The following is a 16,194-nucleotide window of genomic DNA, read 5'->3' on the forward strand; positions in this document are numbered from 1 at the left end:
GGCGTAGAGAACCTCGATGATCATCTGAACGAGTCATGCCCGCCCTGCTACCAACAGCACGGGCGCGTCTACACCAAGCGGATCAAGCCGGACACGCTCACGACTTTGCCGGGGCCCTGGGTGTGAAGTAGGAGCCACTTCCCCGTCGCACTGCTGGGTCGTACAGCTCCAAGAAGTGTTCGTACAACTGGTCGGACGTGTCGGTCCGCCAATCCGTCCAGTCACTGGCCGCGATGGCGCGCCGCAGCGTTTGCAGCGCCACGCTGCGCTGCTCGATGCTGGGACCACCGTGGTCCTCGGTGAGGATGGCCAGCGCTCGCCCGACGAGAAGGTGGTTCTTTGCCAGCTCTCGCCCGAGCGTCGGCAGTTCCTTGCCCTCGAACTCGATTCCTGACCGGCGCGCCAGAAGCAGCCCGAACGTGACGGTCTGCGCGTAGGCGTCGGCGAACAACTCTTCGCTCAAGTGCGGAAACAGCCAGGTGCGCCAGTCGGCTAGGTGATCACTGAAGAGCCGCACTCTTCCCCCGAGCCGCTCTTGTCCAAGAGTGTCCAACACCTCGTCGCGCAACAGTCGACAAAGTCGTGCCGCGTCCCGGACCAGATGTTCAAGGCGGCGATGTGGACGTGGACGCCACGCAAGGAACGCATGAAGCACGAGCGCCAGGTTGGCGTCTGCGGGGCGAAGCCGCGCACCGGCCCGGTGCAGGTCGCCTTCCATCCGTGCCACCGGCCCCTGCAGCTCTCCCCAGCGATACACCGCGAAGGACTGACCGTCGCTGTACAGGACATTTGGAAGCAGCTGAAGCTGGGCCCATTGCTTACGCTCCCGAGCCGTGGGACGCCAACCCTGGCTGGGCACGCCCCGACCGGGCGCCTTGAGTTCCACATAACCGATCGGGGCTCCGTCGACGTCGATCAAGTAGTCAGGACGGATAGCCAGATCCGGGAGGCGGACCTCGCCATGCGCCCTAACCGGACAGCCAATCGCTCGTCCAGCCGCCCTGAGAAGCTCGACCATTGGCGCCCGCAAAGTGTCCTCCGGAGCAGCCAGACCCCGCTGAAGCACCGGCGCGACGGAAGCACCGAAGCGAGAAACTGCCGCCTCAAGCACGGCGCCATACGCCTCAGCAGAGCCCCGAGGACCGGGCACTTCAGCCGCGTCGCGGGTGCGGGCGCTCCTAGCCATGCGCCCTCGTCTGGGCCGGGTTAGTCGGGAACATGCCGCAACCAACCAGCTCGCCATGGCTACCCGAAGTCATCGACCGACCTCCCGCCGTGTTCTCACAGCATGCGGCACGCAGCGAGAGAGATCAATGCCGGCAGTGCGCATTTGGCCAACCGCATGATGCCCATAGGCACGCACAGCAGATGTCGGCGTACAGGTTGGTGTGGCCAGCCAGGTACGACTGAACGTACCCAACCCGCCGTACCCGCCTACGTGCCTTCATGATCGCGACGGAGCCCTCATAGATCGAGGCACGAACGGCCAGCCGTCGCAGCGTCCGCGAGCGACCAGAGTGGGATCGCCGATCGTGTGGACCTGGATGCATGTGCTGTGTGGATGGCGCAAAAGCGGCGTAGGCGCGCCTCGGTCGTCTAGTCGACGCATGGTCGAATGCACTCACATCGGCCAGTTGCGGATGCAGTCGAGCGCCCGCAGTCGACGGCAAGCTCGATACCGGAATCTGACACCTTTTGCTGAATGCGGTCCCATGCCATCTCGGCCGCGATCTGGCAATGGACGACCCGGATGTCGGCGAGTCCGCCCAAGGGTCGCAGATGCGGGCGCCAGAGCCGGTGCTGGAAGGCTGCCTCCGCCACCGTGGTGACGCCGGCCGTCAGGAGCAGTTCCAGCACCTGGAAGAACGTCGGCAGGGTTCGCAGGGTCAACTCGTCGCTCGGCGCGGCGCTGAAGTCACCAGCCGCATGGACCATGCCCTCCTTGATCTCGTCCCGGCAGATCGCCGGACAGCCTGTCAAGCCCCGGGTTTGGTGGAGTGTCAAGCCCCGGGTTTGGTGGAGAGTTGGTTAGCTGGTTTTCAGGGGTGCGGTGACCGGGTGGGTCATCGCGTGTAGTGCCTCGTGTTCGGCGGGTGGGATGTGGCCGAGTTCGCCGTGCAGCCTTCGGTTGTTGTACCAGTCGATGTACTCGACGGTGGCCATCTCGAGGTCGTCGAGCCCGCGCCACGGGCCCTTGTTGCGGACGAGTTCGGCCTTGTACAGGGAGTTGAACGCTTCGGCCATGGCGTCGTACGAGTCTCCCTTGGCCCCGACCGAGGCGACGGCGCCGGCCTCGGCGAGCCGCTGGCTGTAGCGGATCGCTCGATATTGGATTCCCCGGTCCGAGTGATGGACCAGTTTACGCAGGTCAGCGTCCTGGTTCTCGCGGCGCCAGATCGCCATCTTCAACGCGTCCAACGCGAGGTCGGTGTAGAGCGACGGGGACACCTGCCAGCCGACGATCATGCGGGAGTACACGTCGAGGACGAACGCGGCGTACACCCAGCCCACGGCGGTGCGTACGTAGGTCAGGTCGGCGACCCACAGCTGGTTCGGATGTTCCGCGGTGAAGTCGCGTTTGACCAGGTCACCGGGGCGTCCCGTCTCGGCGGCGGGCCGGGTCGTACGCGGCGCCTTGTCCCGTAGCAGCCCGCGCAGTCCGGACTCGCGCATCAGTCGCTCGACCGTGCACCGGGCCACCGGCACCCCTTGGCGGTGCAGCTCGTGCCAGATCTTGCGGGCGCCGTAGACGCCGTAGTTCTCCTGGTGGATGCGCTCGATCATCTCGGTCAGTTCCTCGTCGCGCCGTGACCGGGCCGAGGCCGGGCGGGTCTTGGTGGCGTAGTAGGTCGACGGTGCGATCTGTGCCGGCGTGTCTTCGAGCGCCTGCAGGACCGGCTGGACACCGTGCTCTGCCTTCTCGGAGTCGACGAAGGCGACCTTCATCGCGACGGGCGGTCCAACTCCGCCGCGAAGAAACTCGCCGCGGACTTCAAGATCTGGTTGATCCGATCCAACCACCCCGCCCGGGTCGTCGCTGCCCTACCGTCCCTCCGCGGGTGGCCGGCGACACGATCGTGCGAATCAGTCGCGACATCACCGCGAGAAGCCTCGCTCCGTGGCTGCTCCGCGCAATGGCCCTCGACAAGAGCCACGAGAACCGCCATTAACGGCGACAGATGAAAGATCAGCTAGGGTTTGCGGGCGATGCCGGCCCAGTAGTAGGCGGCGTGTGGGTCGGCGGGTTTGCCGTCGTCGGGTTGCCATTCCATCACCGGCACGATTCCCGGTTCGACCAGTTCCCAGCCGTCGAAGAACCGGGCTACCTGCTCGCGGGTGCGGGGTACGAGGGTCATGCCGCTGTTGACGGCGGCGGCGACGGCTGCCGCCATGGCTTCGGGGTTGAAGTCGCCGGTCGGATGGGTGATCGCCACGTAGCTGCCCGACGGTAGGGCGTCCATCAGCACGCGTGCCTTGTGCCACGGGTCGTCGGCGTCGCCGAGCAGCATCAGGATCGCGATCATCGTCAGCGCGACCGGCTGGGTGAGATCGATTGTTTCGCGCAGTGTCCGGTGGTTGAGGATCATCTCCGGCTCGCGCAGGTCGGCGTGGATGTACTCGCTGCGTCCCTGCTCGGTGCTGACCATCAGGGCTCGGGCGTGGGTCAACACGATGGGGTCGTTGTCGACGTATACCACTCGGGTCTCGGGGGCGATCTGCTGGGCGATCTCGTGTAGGTTGGGCCTGGTCGGGATGCCGGTGCCGATGTCGAGGAACTGCCGCACACCGGCCTGGCCGACCAGGTAGCGGGCCACGCGGTGCACGAAGTAGCGGTTCTCGGCGGCCATGGACCGGATCGTCGGGATCGCTGCCACGAGGGCTTCAGCGACGGCGCGGTCGGCGGCGAAGTTGTCCTTGCCGCCGAGCCAGTAGTCGTAGATCCGCGCCGAGTGCGGCACCCTGATGTCGATCCTGGGCGGCGCTGTCTGCCGCTGGTCTGCCACGGCCTCGTCACCGTGCCGCACGGACACCTCCTACAAAGGACAGTCTTTGGGCGAGCGGCGCTCAGCCTAGCCCGACACGACAACGGCCGCATTCCCCCACGGCTGTCGAGGGCAACCTCCGGCGGGCGTTCGACCGCAACGTCAATCCCCTCGACCGGTTATGCGGCTTGGGCTTCCAGGGCGTCGGCCGTTGTTCGCTCCCCAGTCGATGGGTGAGTGCCAGTCGCAGACGGAGTGTCGGCGGCGCCGTCGGTGATCCAGGCGGCGGTCTTCAGGCGGGCCTGTTCGCAGCGGAACTGGCGGCGGTTGATGGTGGATAAGGTAGCCTCGGCGACGGCGTTGACGAGGCACGGTCCGACTCGGCCCATCGCCTGGCGTGCCTTGCAGCGGGCGCAGGCGCGGGCGAAGTCGGCCGAGGTGCACTCGCCCTCGCTGCCGCGGTCGCTGTGGAAAATCACGTCGGCGACATCGCCGCTGCGGCGCCACTGGCCCAGCGCCGAACATAAACGGCCATGGTCAACGCAGCCACGACCAGGCCGGCGTCATAGCACTCGCCTATCGCGGCGGCTCATCGCCGTGGGGTTTCGCCGCGCCCTCGAGGTGGCCGCAGGCGGCGGAACCTGGAGGGGCCCGAGGGGGTGTGGTCCCGCCTGCCTGCGGCGGGGCCGCGCGGCGACACGGCTCCACTGAAGGGGCGTCACGGCTGCGGGATCTGTTACCCCGCAGGGTCGCGGCCTGCAGTGGTCAGGTCCGCGCTGGTGGCATGGGGACGACGATCGCAGGTTCGTCTCTGCAGCCGCCGGGGCGTTCGTCAGCGAAGCGGCGTGCGCACTCGAGGGACGGGGCTCGGGGACCGGCAGGCTGTGGGCCACACGGGTGCCCGTTCGTGGGGTTCGGCCGGTTGCTCTCGCTGAACGAGGCCCCGCCGCTGCACGAGCGGCGGTTTCCATTCGCCATCGTGGCCTTGTCGACGTTCCATCATGCCGGATCGGCAGGTCGTTGCCGGCGGGCAAGTTTTCCCTGGTCACGGCTCGGGTAGCGGTGGACCGCGCCAGATGGCGCCGGTCGGCGGAAGGGGATCACGGCCGTGAGCGAACTGACCGCGCACCTGGACCTTCCGATGGGTCCTGACGCCCTGGCCGCAGCCCGGCAGGCGGTCAAGACCGTGCTGACCGGATGGGGATTCCGGCATCCGGAGTGGGTGGGCGATGCAGTGCTGATCGCCGACGAGTTGGTAGCCAACGCGGTGCGCCACGGCGGCGGCTGCCTGCGACTGCAACTCAACGCCCGTGACGGCGACGTGACCATCTCGGCGGTGGACGGCTCGGCGGTGGTGCCGCGCCGCCGGGACCCGGACGGCGACGGCGGCCGGGGCTTGGCCATCATCGAGGCGGTGTGCCACGCGTGGGGCGTGGACAGCCTCGACGACGGCGGCAAACGCGTCTGGGTCCGCCTGATGAGACCGCCCGTCTCGCCAGGTGAGTAGCGCTGCGAGGTTTTTCCGCAGTAGCCACGCGGACGCAGGAGGACTGGGGAGCACTGGGGCGGACTCTATAGCACTCGGCCGGACTGGTGGCAAGACTCGGTGACCAATCAGTGGCGAATTGGGGGTTGACTCGACGAAGGTTGTCGAGGCGTACTGGATACACGTTCCCGCAGCGCCGGCCGGCGCGGTCGGCCACACATGCAGCGGGCAGGCACCCCACGGATGGGGTGCCTGCCGTTGTTCGTATCGACGCCGCGGGGCGTGGAGAGATGGGAGGCCCCACATGAAGGATCGTCTGTCGGCGAGTTGAGCCGCCGCACCACCTGAGCGCTTCTGCGCCGCTGCCAGTGGTGAGTCCTGATCTTTGTGGCTCGGCTTTGCCGTCCGCCCGATGTCCGCGCGTTGACCGCAGCCTGCTGTGCGGGTTGTGGCGACGCCTGCTGCCCTGGTGCCTGCCCCTGCGCGGGGTCTGGCGTGTTCGTTGACTCGACCATAGTGACTTTTGTCGTCCCCTGCACGCACAGGGGTCCGCCCGGCCGGGCGTCACCCGGCAGGGTCGCGCCTGCCCGGGAACTGACCCGAGCCGGGAAGGCGCGACCTGGGACGGAACCCTAACCACCTGAAGCCGAACCCTTCAACCACCTGTTTGGAGCAGAACGTGACCTCACACGACAACCCCCTGGAGGCGGCGACTGCCGTCGCGGCCCGCCCTCACACGACAACGCCGACCGCGGCCGTGCACGGGCCGCCTGAACCCAGGTGGTGGGCCGTTGGCGGCACCTGACCAACGAGACCCCGGCTCACCCGCCCGGGTGGGCCCGGGGCGGGAGCGGTGGGAGGACCGCGCCCAGGTGGCGATCATGCTGTTCATCGGCGGCGCGGCCGGCGCGGCGTCGTTCACGCACGTGCATGACGTCGCCGCCGGGCACGGCCAGCCGGGTTGGCTGGCCTGGGCCGACGCGATCGTATTGGAGCTGATGTCGATCGCCGCGGGTCTGGAGTTGCGGCGCAACCGGCGCCTGGGCAAAAGCGTCGTCTTCCCCGCCGCGGTGCTCGTGGTGGCGGTGTCGCTGTCGCTGGCCGCGCAGGTGGTGGAGGCGGAGGCGTCGGTGATCGGCTGGATCGCCGCCGCCCTACCGGCGCTGGGCTTCCTGGCGATGGTGAAGATCGCCCTCGGCCGCGCCGACACCGCCCCACCCCACCCGACCGCCCAGCCCGCGCGTGGATCGGCGCTGACCGTCGACGCGTCGGTCCCGGACACCCACCCACCGGTCCCCGTCGCCGCTGCCGCGGTCCGGGACTCCACGACGGCGGTCCCCGCCGTCGCGGACCAGCCTCCGGCGGTCCCGGACCGCCGGGACGACGAGGCGTCGACCGGCGAGTGCGGTCCAGAGGTCGCCGCGCTGGTCCCGGCCGCCCGGACCGCCGCCCGCACCCTCACCGCCGAGGGGACACCGCTGTCCCGCAAGGCCCTCGCCCAACAGCTCCGCGCGGACGGGCACCAGTTGTCCAACGCCACCGCCTCGGCGCTCGTGCGCGTCCTACGCGCCGAGACCACCCCACCCACACCCGATCTGTCACCGCGGGAGGCCGCGTGACAGAACCACCCCCTGCGACATCTGTCAGACCGAGCCGCCGCTGTCAGACCAGCCCACCTGTCTGTCAGCAAGCCCGCGACCTGACAGAACCCGACCGACCTGTCAGCGCGTTCCCGCCGCCCCTCCGATATCCCGCAGCGGCGGCAGGTGCGCCCCCCCTCACCCCCACCCACACCCCTGACCAAGGAGCAACAACGATGATCACCCAGCAGAGTGGCCGGCACCTGCACCGCCGGCACCATCACCGGCCAGACTCACAGCGGCTCTCACGGCATCGTCACACCGGATCCGGTGTGGCCGACCATGTCGGTGTCAGCGTGGCTCCCCGTTCTACCGTCCGTCTTGATCCTGACCCCCAAACCGACCCCCCATACTCGCTCACAGCCCAGGTCAACCCCGCTCACACCGACTCCTATCGGCTCCAGACACACCCTCATGTGTGGGGTGTCCCCCCAGGGGCCGCCCATGCGTAGTAGATCGCTACCGGCGGCGGATGCGCTGCTGCGGCTGCAGGCCAGCATCACCGCCCGCGACGACCGGCTCCTCGGCTGGCTCTACGACCACGGCGTGCTCACCACTGACCAGATCGTCGCCGCCCTGTTCCCGTCCCTGGACTTCACCCAACGCCGCCTGCGCCGCCTCACGCTGCTGCGGGCGGTGGACCGGTTCCGGCCCAACAAGCCCGACGGCGGCTCCTACCCGTACCACTACGTCCTAGACCAGCTCGGCTACGACCACGTCCACGCCCAACGCGGACTCGGACCACCCCGCCGGGACCAGGCCCGCCGCCGCAAACAGTCCCTCACCCGCCGGCCGGACCTGCCGCACCTGCTCGGCGGCAACCAGGTCTTCATCGACCTCGCCGCCCACGCCCGCACCCACCCCGACACCAGCCTGGACCGCTGGCAGCCCGCCTTCGCCTTCCACGAGCCAGGTGTGTTCTACCGCGAAGGCGGCAACCCGCAGATGATGGTCCACGGACCGACCGGACTGCCCCGCCCGGACGGCGCCGGGGTGTGGACCGAGCGCGGACGGGCGGTGCCGTTCTTCCTCGAGTACGACACCGGAGGCGAACGCCTCGACATCCTCACCGAGAAAATCGCCAAGTACGAACGGCTCTACGCCATGAGCACCTGGGCATGGCCGGTGCTGTTCCACCTCCCCTCCGCCCGGCGCGAGGCGAACCTGCACCACCGCCTCGCCGCCGTCCCCGGCCTGGAGACGGTCATCGCCACCACCACCGCCGAGCTACGTGCCGCACTCGCCGCCAGCCCCGCAGACCAGGTCTGGCACCTGGCCGGCCGCGACGGCCGTCACCGCCTCATCAACCTGCCCTACACCGACACCCGCCACGACGACGAGTTCCCCACCCACGTCGTGGCCGGCCAGGAAGGGAGAGCCGCCTGATGGGGCCGGGCGGATCAGCGGCGCGTACGGGCGGCCTGACGGCCCCACACGCCGCCGCACCGCCCCCCACCCGCCCAACCCCCTGGGGCGACCGCCATCGCCGCCGTGCGGCCCGCACCGAGGCGACAGCGGCGGACTGGGCGAAGCGGGCAGCAGGGCTCGCGAGCTGTCACAGTCTGTCAGCGGCGTTCTTCGGCGACAGACCCGCAACCGTCCGCGCACTCACACCAGCGGCTCGCGCTGTGAGTTGCTGTCAGTGGCGCACGTCTTCACTTCCACGGCCACCGGAGCTACAGTCCGCGGCCCCTCACCGTCGCCGACCTGCCGCCCGTCCCCGGACGGTCCGATCCGGCGATCGATATCCAGCGAGTCCCTACCACCGAGAAGGAGATGCCCATGGCCCGACACGTCGACCTCACGCCACGAGCCGTCCTGGGAGGGACATGGCCACACGCCGTGACCAGACATCACGCGCGCCCACACCACACCCGTCGCTGTCGACCCCGCCGACGCGGGCAACCGGCGGCGAGGCCCCGACCGCACACCCCGACACCGAACCTGCAGTCCTGCCGGGAACGCTGTCGATGGCCCGCTACCTGACCGACCCCGCCACTGAAACCGAGATCCAAGCACTGGCCGCTGAAGCCGGCCTCCCCACCGTCGACCAAGCCGCCACCCTCGCCCGCCTGCTGCGCCTGCATCAACCCGCACCGCCACGCGCCGCGTGACCTGCGCCCGCCCCCACGGGGGTGGGCGCGGCCAGCTTCACCCGCTAACGATCGTGCACACGCTGCGTCGCTGCGGCGTCCGTTGTCGCGCCGCCCATGGTCTGCCGCCGCCTTTCCGACGTCGGGATTCGGCGATGTTCAGGGACTTCCTACGTCTGGCAAGGAGATGCCCGGGCTTCGGCACTTGGGCGGGCCGCTTATCGCTAGCCGCTGATCGATCGCTCATACACGGCGCGGTGCTTTCCGCGCCCCTTGTAGTCGTAGATCACGGCAACGCCAGCCTCGGTCGTGTCTCCGGCAACGTTGCGGAAGCCTAGAGCGAGCCACGTTCTGTGCGCGGCGTAGTTGTCGGGTTCCGACGTGAGGAACATGCGCCGGCATCCCCAGACAGAGCCTTGCCGGTGAATTTCGTCTACGAGCGCCCGTGTAATCCCCTCACGGCGGTGGCCGGGGTGCGTCATCACGTCTTGCAGGTAGATCTCTGAGGGGTCGACCTGACTTCGGAAGGCGATCACGCTGCCGGCGACCTGCCCGTCGATGATGGCGAGTGGGCACGTGTCGGCGAACAGCGTGGCGTACAGCCAGTAGTCCGATGAGCCCCGCAGCCTGATGTACGGCTCTCCCAACGCCAGCAATTTCTCGAGGTCGGGGATCCGGTCGACCGTGAGCGGGGCAATGATCATGTGCGGTTTCCTTCGGTGAGTTCGATCGATGCGGCGAGGTCCCGCGCGGCGACTGCGGGGTCCAGGGAGTCGGTGACTCCGCGACCGATGACCAGGATGTCCCAGGAGCGTCGTCGGCTGGCCTCAACGTCGGTGGGTTCGAAACCGCCGGAGACCGCGACCGGCAGCTTCGTCCACGACCTGATGAGTTGCGCCTGGTCGAGAGGGTGAAAGCCGGCTACGCCCAGGTCGATGTTCGTGGTGATGGCGAAGCCGTCGACTCCTGCGCGTTCCATGTCCTGGACCCAGCCCTGGACCAGCCGGCCCTCGGGCACGTCGATCATGACGGGGACGCCCAAGCGTTTGCTCGCCTCGACGGCTGCGGACACGCTGGCGACGCTCGCGGGGCCGATGAGCAGTACGACATCGGCTCCGGCCTCGGTCGCGAGGACCACTTGGTCGCGTCCCCAGTCTGCGGACATCATCTCTGCGACGATCCACGCACCTGGGGTTCGCTGCTTGACCGCGCTGATGGCCTGGACGCCGACGCTCTTGATGAGCGGGTCGCCGATCTCGATGAATTGCACTCCAGCGCTGGCGGCGGCCTGCGCGACAGAGATGGCATGGTCGGTATCGCGCACATCGAGTGCGACCTGGAGGGCGCGCCCGTCTCGGAGACGCCGGAAGGCTTCCTTGCTGATGCCCGCGGCTGCGCTCGTGGCTGTGTCGTGGTGTTCGAGCAGGTTGGCTTCGGTGCGGACGAGCCAGTTGGTCGAAGCGACGCCTTGTCGGATCAGGGAGGACTGGACATTCGTGGGTAGCCGCAGTGCACCGGTGCGAATCTCTCGGAGCAGGCCGAACAGGGCGCTGCGTGAGGAGTCATCGTTCTGGAGTGGTTCCCTGCCGCACTTCAGTATGAGCCGCTGGGCGGCCACTCGGACGTTTCGAGGGCCATCACGCCATGCTCCTTGGCCCTGGATGACCAGGTCTGCGACCGAGTCTTCGTCTCCAACTCTGAAGGACAGCCCTTGGAGGAGGCGATCGCGGACATGCCAGTTCCGGTCTTCGAGGAGGGTGGCGAGTAGGTGTTCCAGGCCGGGTGCGTTTGACCGGCCGGCGGCTTCGGCGACGGCGGCGCGGACTTTGTAGTCGCGGTCCGCGGCCAACGACTCCATGATCGAGATCATCATCTGGTGTGGGATCGCGTGGCCCGCTCGGATCCCCTCGGCGAGGGCGGCGCGGGCTCGCCAGTCGGGGTGAGCCAGGAGTGCCTTCAGTTCCTGGGAAGTGCCGTCGTCAGCGGTGAGGAAGACGTAGAAGTGTCGGGCGAGGAATACCGCGTCCTCTACGGTGTCGAGTTGCGCGAGACGGACGAAGTCGTGGATGGCCGCTATGGGAAGCTGCGTCTCGACGCACGCCACGATGTCGGACCATACTGCCGGGCCGAAGCGGCGCAGGACCCGCAGCATCCATCGGGGGTACTCAGCGCCCAGTGCTGTCGCGGCTGCGTTGGTGTGCAGGAGGGCTCTGGCAAGCGGTAGGCCATTGTCGTGCAGGCAGCGGGAGGCGCACACGCGCAGCACCTCGGCGGTGGTGAACACCGGGCTCTCACCGGTGAGTTCGAGCATCAAGGGCAGCGTCTCGGTGATGCTGATCGATGGTGACTGGGCGACGGCGGCCAGCAGTTCCGGCGACGTCGCGTCCAAGCCCTGCAACAGGAATTCCAGGACGCCTCGCAGGTCGCCTGACGTGCTCGTGCGAGCGGCAAGGTCGTTGAGCAACTCGATGGTGATGGTCGAGCGTCCGTGGGCCTCGATGAGCTGGGCGAGCCACCGGGCGAAGAGATACTCACGGATGACGTCGTGATGAAACGTCAGGCCGCCGGACGGGCCGGACCGCACAAGTCTCGCGACCGGAGAGGCGGTGAGGTCTCCGACATCCCTTGGCGGGTCGGCTTCCATCGCGGGAAGCAGGTGATGCGGCCATGCCGCAGCAAGCTGCATCCGCGCGAGTGCCGTCAGGTCCGCCGTGGCGCGTTCGACGTCCAGGCTCGCCGCCTTCAGGATCGAGGCGACGCAGAATTCCACGAGCCGGAAGGCGTTGGTCTGCCCGAGCGGCTCAGTCGACTTGGCGGCCCGGATGAGGCTCATGTACAGCGGCAGTCGGGCCAAGTTGCGAATCCTGGGAGGAAGCGCGTCGAACGGGGGTTCGCTGGACTGCCGCTGCGTGTTCCACACCTCTCGGGCTGTGCGGGCGTCCCAGCGGTCCAGCGGCAGCGACGGGCCGGCACCGTGATCCGGACCAGGCATGACCGCTGCCGACAGGACAGGGTAGGGCGCCAGCTCGACCTCCGGCGGAGTGCGCAGCACGAGGAGGAACTTCAAGTTCCCCGAGAGCACCTGCCGCAGAGTTGCGTCAAGCTGGCGGCAGACCTTGTCCACTACCGCGTGAGAGTGCGGACTGTCGATGATGACGAGCAGCGGCCGGGACAGGTTCCGGCTCTCAACTTCCAGGGTCAGCAGCGGATCCTCGCCGGCCGGTTGGGAGCCGTAGCGGAGGATCTCCCGCGCCAGGTCGATGTCCTCGGTCCACGAGTCCGCGGTCAGCAGCTGAACATCCACTCCTGGGGCTCGCGACGCCAGGTGGCGGGTGAAGCTGGTCTTGCCGCAGCCCGGAGGTCCGGTGACCAGATAGACGCGCGCGGCCGAGACGAGGAAGGTCTCAACCAGGCGCTGGACGTCGACCGGGGGCGTGTACACGAGATCGTCGGGCTGTTGGCCACCGAGCGCCGCGAGGACGGCGGCCGTCCTTTCCCGGGAATGAGCACCGAGATCCTGCCTTGTGGGTCGGCTGCCGCCTGTAGGCACGGTTGAGGCGTCCGGATCTGTGGTCGCTGACGCTTTGAGGGTCTGGGCAAAGCGCTGCTTGACCTCGGTTGGTGACCGTGCCAGATCGACATCGAGCATCTGCTGTGTCTCGTAGCGCATGCGGGCCGCGGCACCGCGCTTTTCCCAGTTGGAGATGGCCGCTGGATTGACGCCCAGGTGTTCGGCGAAGCCGCGCACGCTCATGCGCAGAGCCAGGCGTAATGCTTTTGCCTCACGGCCGGTCCACCGCCGTACCGTCTCCACGGGATCGCCCCCAGGCCGTGCACTCAGCGTCGTTGTCGCAGTCGGCAGCGTAGTAGACGACGGCGGGCGCAGACGAGCTGAAACTAGGACAACACTAGAACGTCCACGCGTCGTCACCGGGCGGGCCGGACCCGCAGGCTGTCGCATAGACAACCACGGCGATGGATTGGTCGGACCTCGCGCCACCTTCACCGCTGTGGCCAGCCCTCGCGTTGCGAACAGCGGTGGTGGTGGAGGTGCCGTGCCATGGACCTGCGAAGCGACATCGTGCGCAACCCCGTTCGCCTCGTCATACCCGGCCGCAGCGGTGAACGGCCGGCGCAGTCCGAGTCTCCTATCTCAGGGGCCTACACCCTCACGGGGCTACTGCGCTGCCGCGGTTGCGGCACGTCGCTGCAGCCCGTTCGGATGCTGGGCCGGCGCGCCTACCGGGGGCCCTGCGGCTGCCGGTTGACGGCTGTGGATGCCGAGGACATCGAACAGTTCGTTCTGGAGGCGGTGGCGGCGCCAGCGCCGGGGTTGGTGGCGGACGCCGCGCCTGAGGAACTCACCCGAATTTTCCGCCGCTTGTTTGTCGCCGTGCGGGTCGGCGGCTGCGCTCAGGACTTGTCCATCGTCTGGCGTCTTTAGCACCCGATCCGGCAGCTCCCAGCTCCGCCTCTGCCTACTGAGCCACCACAGTGCGAGCTACTCCATCACGGCCGGGACCGCGCCGGCGTCGATGACCGACAGGAAGGAAGGAACAGTATGTACACGAGGCAGACAGCGCCTCCACCGGAGATCGGCGTGGCGCAGGTGCCGCCGGACTCGTCGCGGTTCGGGTACCGGCCGGAGCTGCGCCGCTCACTGGGCTTCGCTGACCTGCTCTTCTACGGGCTGGTGTTCATGGTGCCGATCGCGCCGATGGGCATCTTCGGATCCGTCTACGCAGGTGCCGGCGGGATGGTCGCGCTGGCATACGTCATCGGCATGGTGGCGCTGGTGTTCACCGCCGCCTCGTACGCCCAGATGGTCAAGGCGTTCCCGCTGGCCGGCAGCGTCTACAACTACGCGGGGCGAGGGATCGGCGCACCCGTCGGCTTCCTCGCGGGCTGGGCCATCCTACTGGACTACGTGCTGGTGCCGAGCCTGCTCTACCTGATCGCGGCGGTAGCGATGCACTCCACCGTGCCGGCTGTTCCGGTCTGGGCTTGGCTGGTCGGCTTCGTGCTGCTCAACACGCTGGTCAACTACCGGGGAATCCGGATGACCGCCCTGATCACTCGCGTGATGCTCATCGGCGAGGTCATCGTGCTGGTGATTTTCCTTGCCGCAGCCGGTCGTGCTCTCGCACGAGGCCAGGGACAGGGCTTCTCCTGGACGCCGCTCTACAACCCTGACACCTTCACCTGGGCGCTGGTATTCGGCGCGGTGTCGATCGCCGTGCTCAGCTTCCTCGGCTTCGACGGCATCTCCATGCTCGCCGAGGAGAACAAGGGCGGCGCGGGCCAGATCGGCCGGGCCATGGCCGCCGCGCTGGGCGTGGCCGGACTGCTCTTCATCACCCAGACCTGGATGGCCGCGCTGCTGGTCCCCGACCCGGGCGGCCTGCTCGCGAACGGCGACCCGGACGGGACGGCGTTCTACGACGCCGCGCGGCTCGCCGGTGGACCCTGGCTCGCCACCCTGTGCGCGATCGCCACCGCCGTCGCCTGGGGCGTGGCGAACTCCCTCGTCGCCCAGGTCGCCACCTCGCGGCTGCTGTACGCCATGGCCCGCGACCGGCAACTGCCGAAGTTCCTGGCCACGGTCTCGGTGCGCCACAGCGTGCCCACCCACGCCATCACCCTCACCGCGCTGGTGTCACTGGCGATCGGCCTCTACATGAACTGGCGCACCGACGGCATCACGCTGCTGTCCAGCCTGATCAACTTCGGCGCGATGACCGCGTTCCTCGTCCTGCACCTCGCCGTCGTCTGGCACTACCTGGTCCGCCGCCGCAGCCGCAACTACTTCACGCACCTGATCCTTCCGGGCCTCGGATTCACGATCCTCGCCTACGTCGTCGTCAACGCCAACGTGGCCGCCCAACGCCTCGGCTTCGTCTGGCTCACCCTCGGCCTGCTGACCCTGGCCGGTCTGTACGCCGCCGGCCGCCGTCCCCAGCTCTCCGGCCTCGCCAGCGGACGGGAGTCGGCATGACTAGCACGGTCACCTACCAGCCGAACGAGAACGAGCTGCGCTACACCTTCGGCACCCACCCGGCGGTCGCCGAGATCACGCCCGGCGGCCTGCTGGTCACCAGCACCGAGGACTGCTTCGGCGGCGCCGTCCGCACCGTCGACGACCTGCCCTCGAAGGTGTGCCAGGCGTTCAACCCCGTCACCGGCCCCTTCCACGTGGCCGGCGCGGAACCCGGCGACACCCTCGCCCTGCACTTCGCGACCATCACCCCCGCCCGCGACTGGGGCATGTCCGCCACCTTCCCGCACTTCGGAGCGCTGACCGGCACCCACACCACGGCGATGCTGCACCCGCCGATCGAGGAGCGGGTGTGGCGCTACACCATCGACGCCGCCGCCGACACCGTCACCTACCGCGCCCGCCGCTCCGACCACGCGATCCTCATGCCCCTGGAGCCGATGCTCGGCACCGTAGGAGTCGCCCCGGCCGGCGGGGAAGCACGATCCACGATCGTGCCCGACGCGCACGGCGGCAACCTGGACACCCCGGAGATCCGCCCAGGAGTCACCGTCTACCTCGGCGTCAACGTCCCCGGTGCGCTGTTCGCCATCGGCGACGGCCACGCCCGCCAAGGCCAGGGCGAGGTGTGCGGCGTAGCGGTGGAGACCGCCATGAACGTCACCATCGCCGTCGACCTGATCAAAGGCGTGACCACACCATGGCCCCGCATCGAGACCGACCACCGCATCATCTCGGTCGGCGCCGCCCGGCCCTTGGAGGACGCGTACCGGATCAGCCAGCACGACCTGGTCACCTGGACGGCACAACTAACCGGGCTGGAGCTGCTCGACACCTACCAGCTCGTCTCCCAGGCCGGCCGCGCCGCACCCGGCAACGTCTGCGATCCGCTCTACACCATGCACGCCGCCCTCACCAAAGCCGTCCTGGCGGGCGCGAGCCCTTACGGCGGGATGCACCACCGGCTGCGCCACATCGCCGAGCCGACCAGGTGACT

The 16,194-nt window shown here is 68.5% G+C and carries 13 protein-coding genes; 7 read left to right on the forward strand and 6 right to left on the reverse strand.

Going from position 1 to position 16,194, the window contains the following annotated elements; translation table 11 throughout:
• Nucleotides 1-97 precede the first annotated feature (97 nt).
• The 4 genes from AB0873_RS28770 to AB0873_RS28785 all read right to left on the reverse strand — a co-directional run bounded on the left by AB0873_RS28770 (nt 98) and on the right by AB0873_RS28785 (nt 4,004).
• On the reverse strand, nt 98-919 hold the full coding sequence (locus AB0873_RS28770; RefSeq protein WP_366603609.1) for a hypothetical protein: 822 nt from the start codon (nt 917-919) through the stop codon (nt 98-100).
• A 677-nt stretch (nt 920-1,596) separates the two neighbouring features.
• The gene (locus tag AB0873_RS28775) at nt 1,597-1,935 is read right to left on the reverse strand and encodes a hypothetical protein (protein ID WP_366603610.1); all 339 of its coding nucleotides are present in this window, start codon (nt 1,933-1,935) and stop codon (nt 1,597-1,599) included.
• 93 nt (nt 1,936-2,028) lie between these two features.
• On the reverse strand, nt 2,029-2,946 hold the full coding sequence (locus AB0873_RS28780) for an IS3 family transposase (RefSeq protein WP_366603612.1): 918 nt from the start codon (nt 2,944-2,946) through the stop codon (nt 2,029-2,031).
• 245 nt (nt 2,947-3,191) lie between these two features.
• Nucleotides 3,192-4,004 carry an SAM-dependent methyltransferase gene (locus tag AB0873_RS28785; protein WP_366603644.1) on the reverse strand — a complete coding sequence of 271 codons (813 nt, stop codon included), beginning with the start codon at nt 4,002-4,004 and terminating at the stop codon, nt 3,192-3,194.
• A gap of 1,087 nt (nt 4,005-5,091) precedes the next feature.
• Between AB0873_RS28785 and AB0873_RS28790 the strand changes: the two genes are divergently transcribed.
• The 4 genes from AB0873_RS28790 to AB0873_RS28805 all read left to right on the forward strand — a co-directional run bounded on the left by AB0873_RS28790 (nt 5,092) and on the right by AB0873_RS28805 (nt 9,223).
• On the forward strand, nt 5,092-5,490 hold the full coding sequence (locus tag AB0873_RS28790) for an ATP-binding protein (RefSeq protein ID WP_366603614.1): 399 nt from the start codon (nt 5,092-5,094) through the stop codon (nt 5,488-5,490).
• Nucleotides 5,491-6,260: 770 nt separating this feature from the next.
• On the forward strand, nt 6,261-7,088 hold the full coding sequence (locus tag AB0873_RS28795) for a DUF2637 domain-containing protein (RefSeq protein ID WP_366603616.1): 828 nt from the start codon (nt 6,261-6,263) through the stop codon (nt 7,086-7,088).
• Nucleotides 7,089-7,553: 465 nt separating this feature from the next.
• Nucleotides 7,554-8,495 carry a replication-relaxation family protein gene (locus AB0873_RS28800; protein ID WP_366603618.1) on the forward strand — a complete coding sequence of 314 codons (942 nt, stop codon included), beginning with the start codon at nt 7,554-7,556 and terminating at the stop codon, nt 8,493-8,495.
• Nucleotides 8,496-9,079: 584 nt separating this feature from the next.
• A complete protein-coding gene (locus AB0873_RS28805; RefSeq protein WP_228543157.1) occupies nt 9,080-9,223 on the forward strand; it encodes a hypothetical protein in 144 nt (47 codons plus the stop codon).
• A gap of 203 nt (nt 9,224-9,426) precedes the next feature.
• Here AB0873_RS28805 and AB0873_RS28810 read toward each other — a convergent pair whose 3' ends face one another.
• Nucleotides 9,427-9,906, reverse strand: a complete 480-nt coding sequence (locus AB0873_RS28810) for a GNAT family N-acetyltransferase (RefSeq protein WP_366603619.1) — start codon at nt 9,904-9,906, stop codon at nt 9,427-9,429.
• A complete protein-coding gene (locus tag AB0873_RS28815) occupies nt 9,903-13,016 on the reverse strand; it encodes an orotidine 5'-phosphate decarboxylase / HUMPS family protein (protein WP_366603621.1) in 3,114 nt (1,037 codons plus the stop codon). The genes AB0873_RS28810 and AB0873_RS28815 overlap by 4 nt, the downstream gene beginning before the upstream one ends.
• A 246-nt stretch (nt 13,017-13,262) precedes the next feature.
• Here AB0873_RS28815 and AB0873_RS28820 point away from each other — a divergent pair, with 246 nt between their 5' ends.
• The 3 genes from AB0873_RS28820 to AB0873_RS28830 all read left to right on the forward strand — a co-directional run bounded on the left by AB0873_RS28820 (nt 13,263) and on the right by AB0873_RS28830 (nt 16,192).
• Complete coding sequence (locus AB0873_RS28820; RefSeq protein ID WP_366603622.1) at nt 13,263-13,646, forward strand: zinc ribbon domain-containing protein; 384 nt, start codon at nt 13,263-13,265, stop codon at nt 13,644-13,646.
• Nucleotides 13,647-13,763: 117 nt separating this feature from the next.
• Nucleotides 13,764-15,197: an APC family permease gene (locus AB0873_RS28825; RefSeq protein ID WP_366603624.1), complete on the forward strand. Its 1,434-nt coding sequence runs from the start codon at nt 13,764-13,766 to the stop codon at nt 15,195-15,197.
• Nucleotides 15,194-16,192 (forward strand): acetamidase/formamidase family protein, encoded by a 999-nt coding sequence (locus AB0873_RS28830; RefSeq protein WP_366603625.1) that lies wholly within the window; start codon nt 15,194-15,196, stop codon nt 16,190-16,192. The genes AB0873_RS28825 and AB0873_RS28830 overlap by 4 nt, the downstream gene beginning before the upstream one ends.
• The last annotated feature ends 2 nt before the right edge of the window (nt 16,193-16,194 follow it).

The organism is Micromonospora sp. NPDC047707 (genome assembly GCF_040704235.1).
In the GTDB taxonomy this organism is placed as follows: domain Bacteria; phylum Actinomycetota; class Actinomycetes; order Mycobacteriales; family Micromonosporaceae; genus Micromonospora.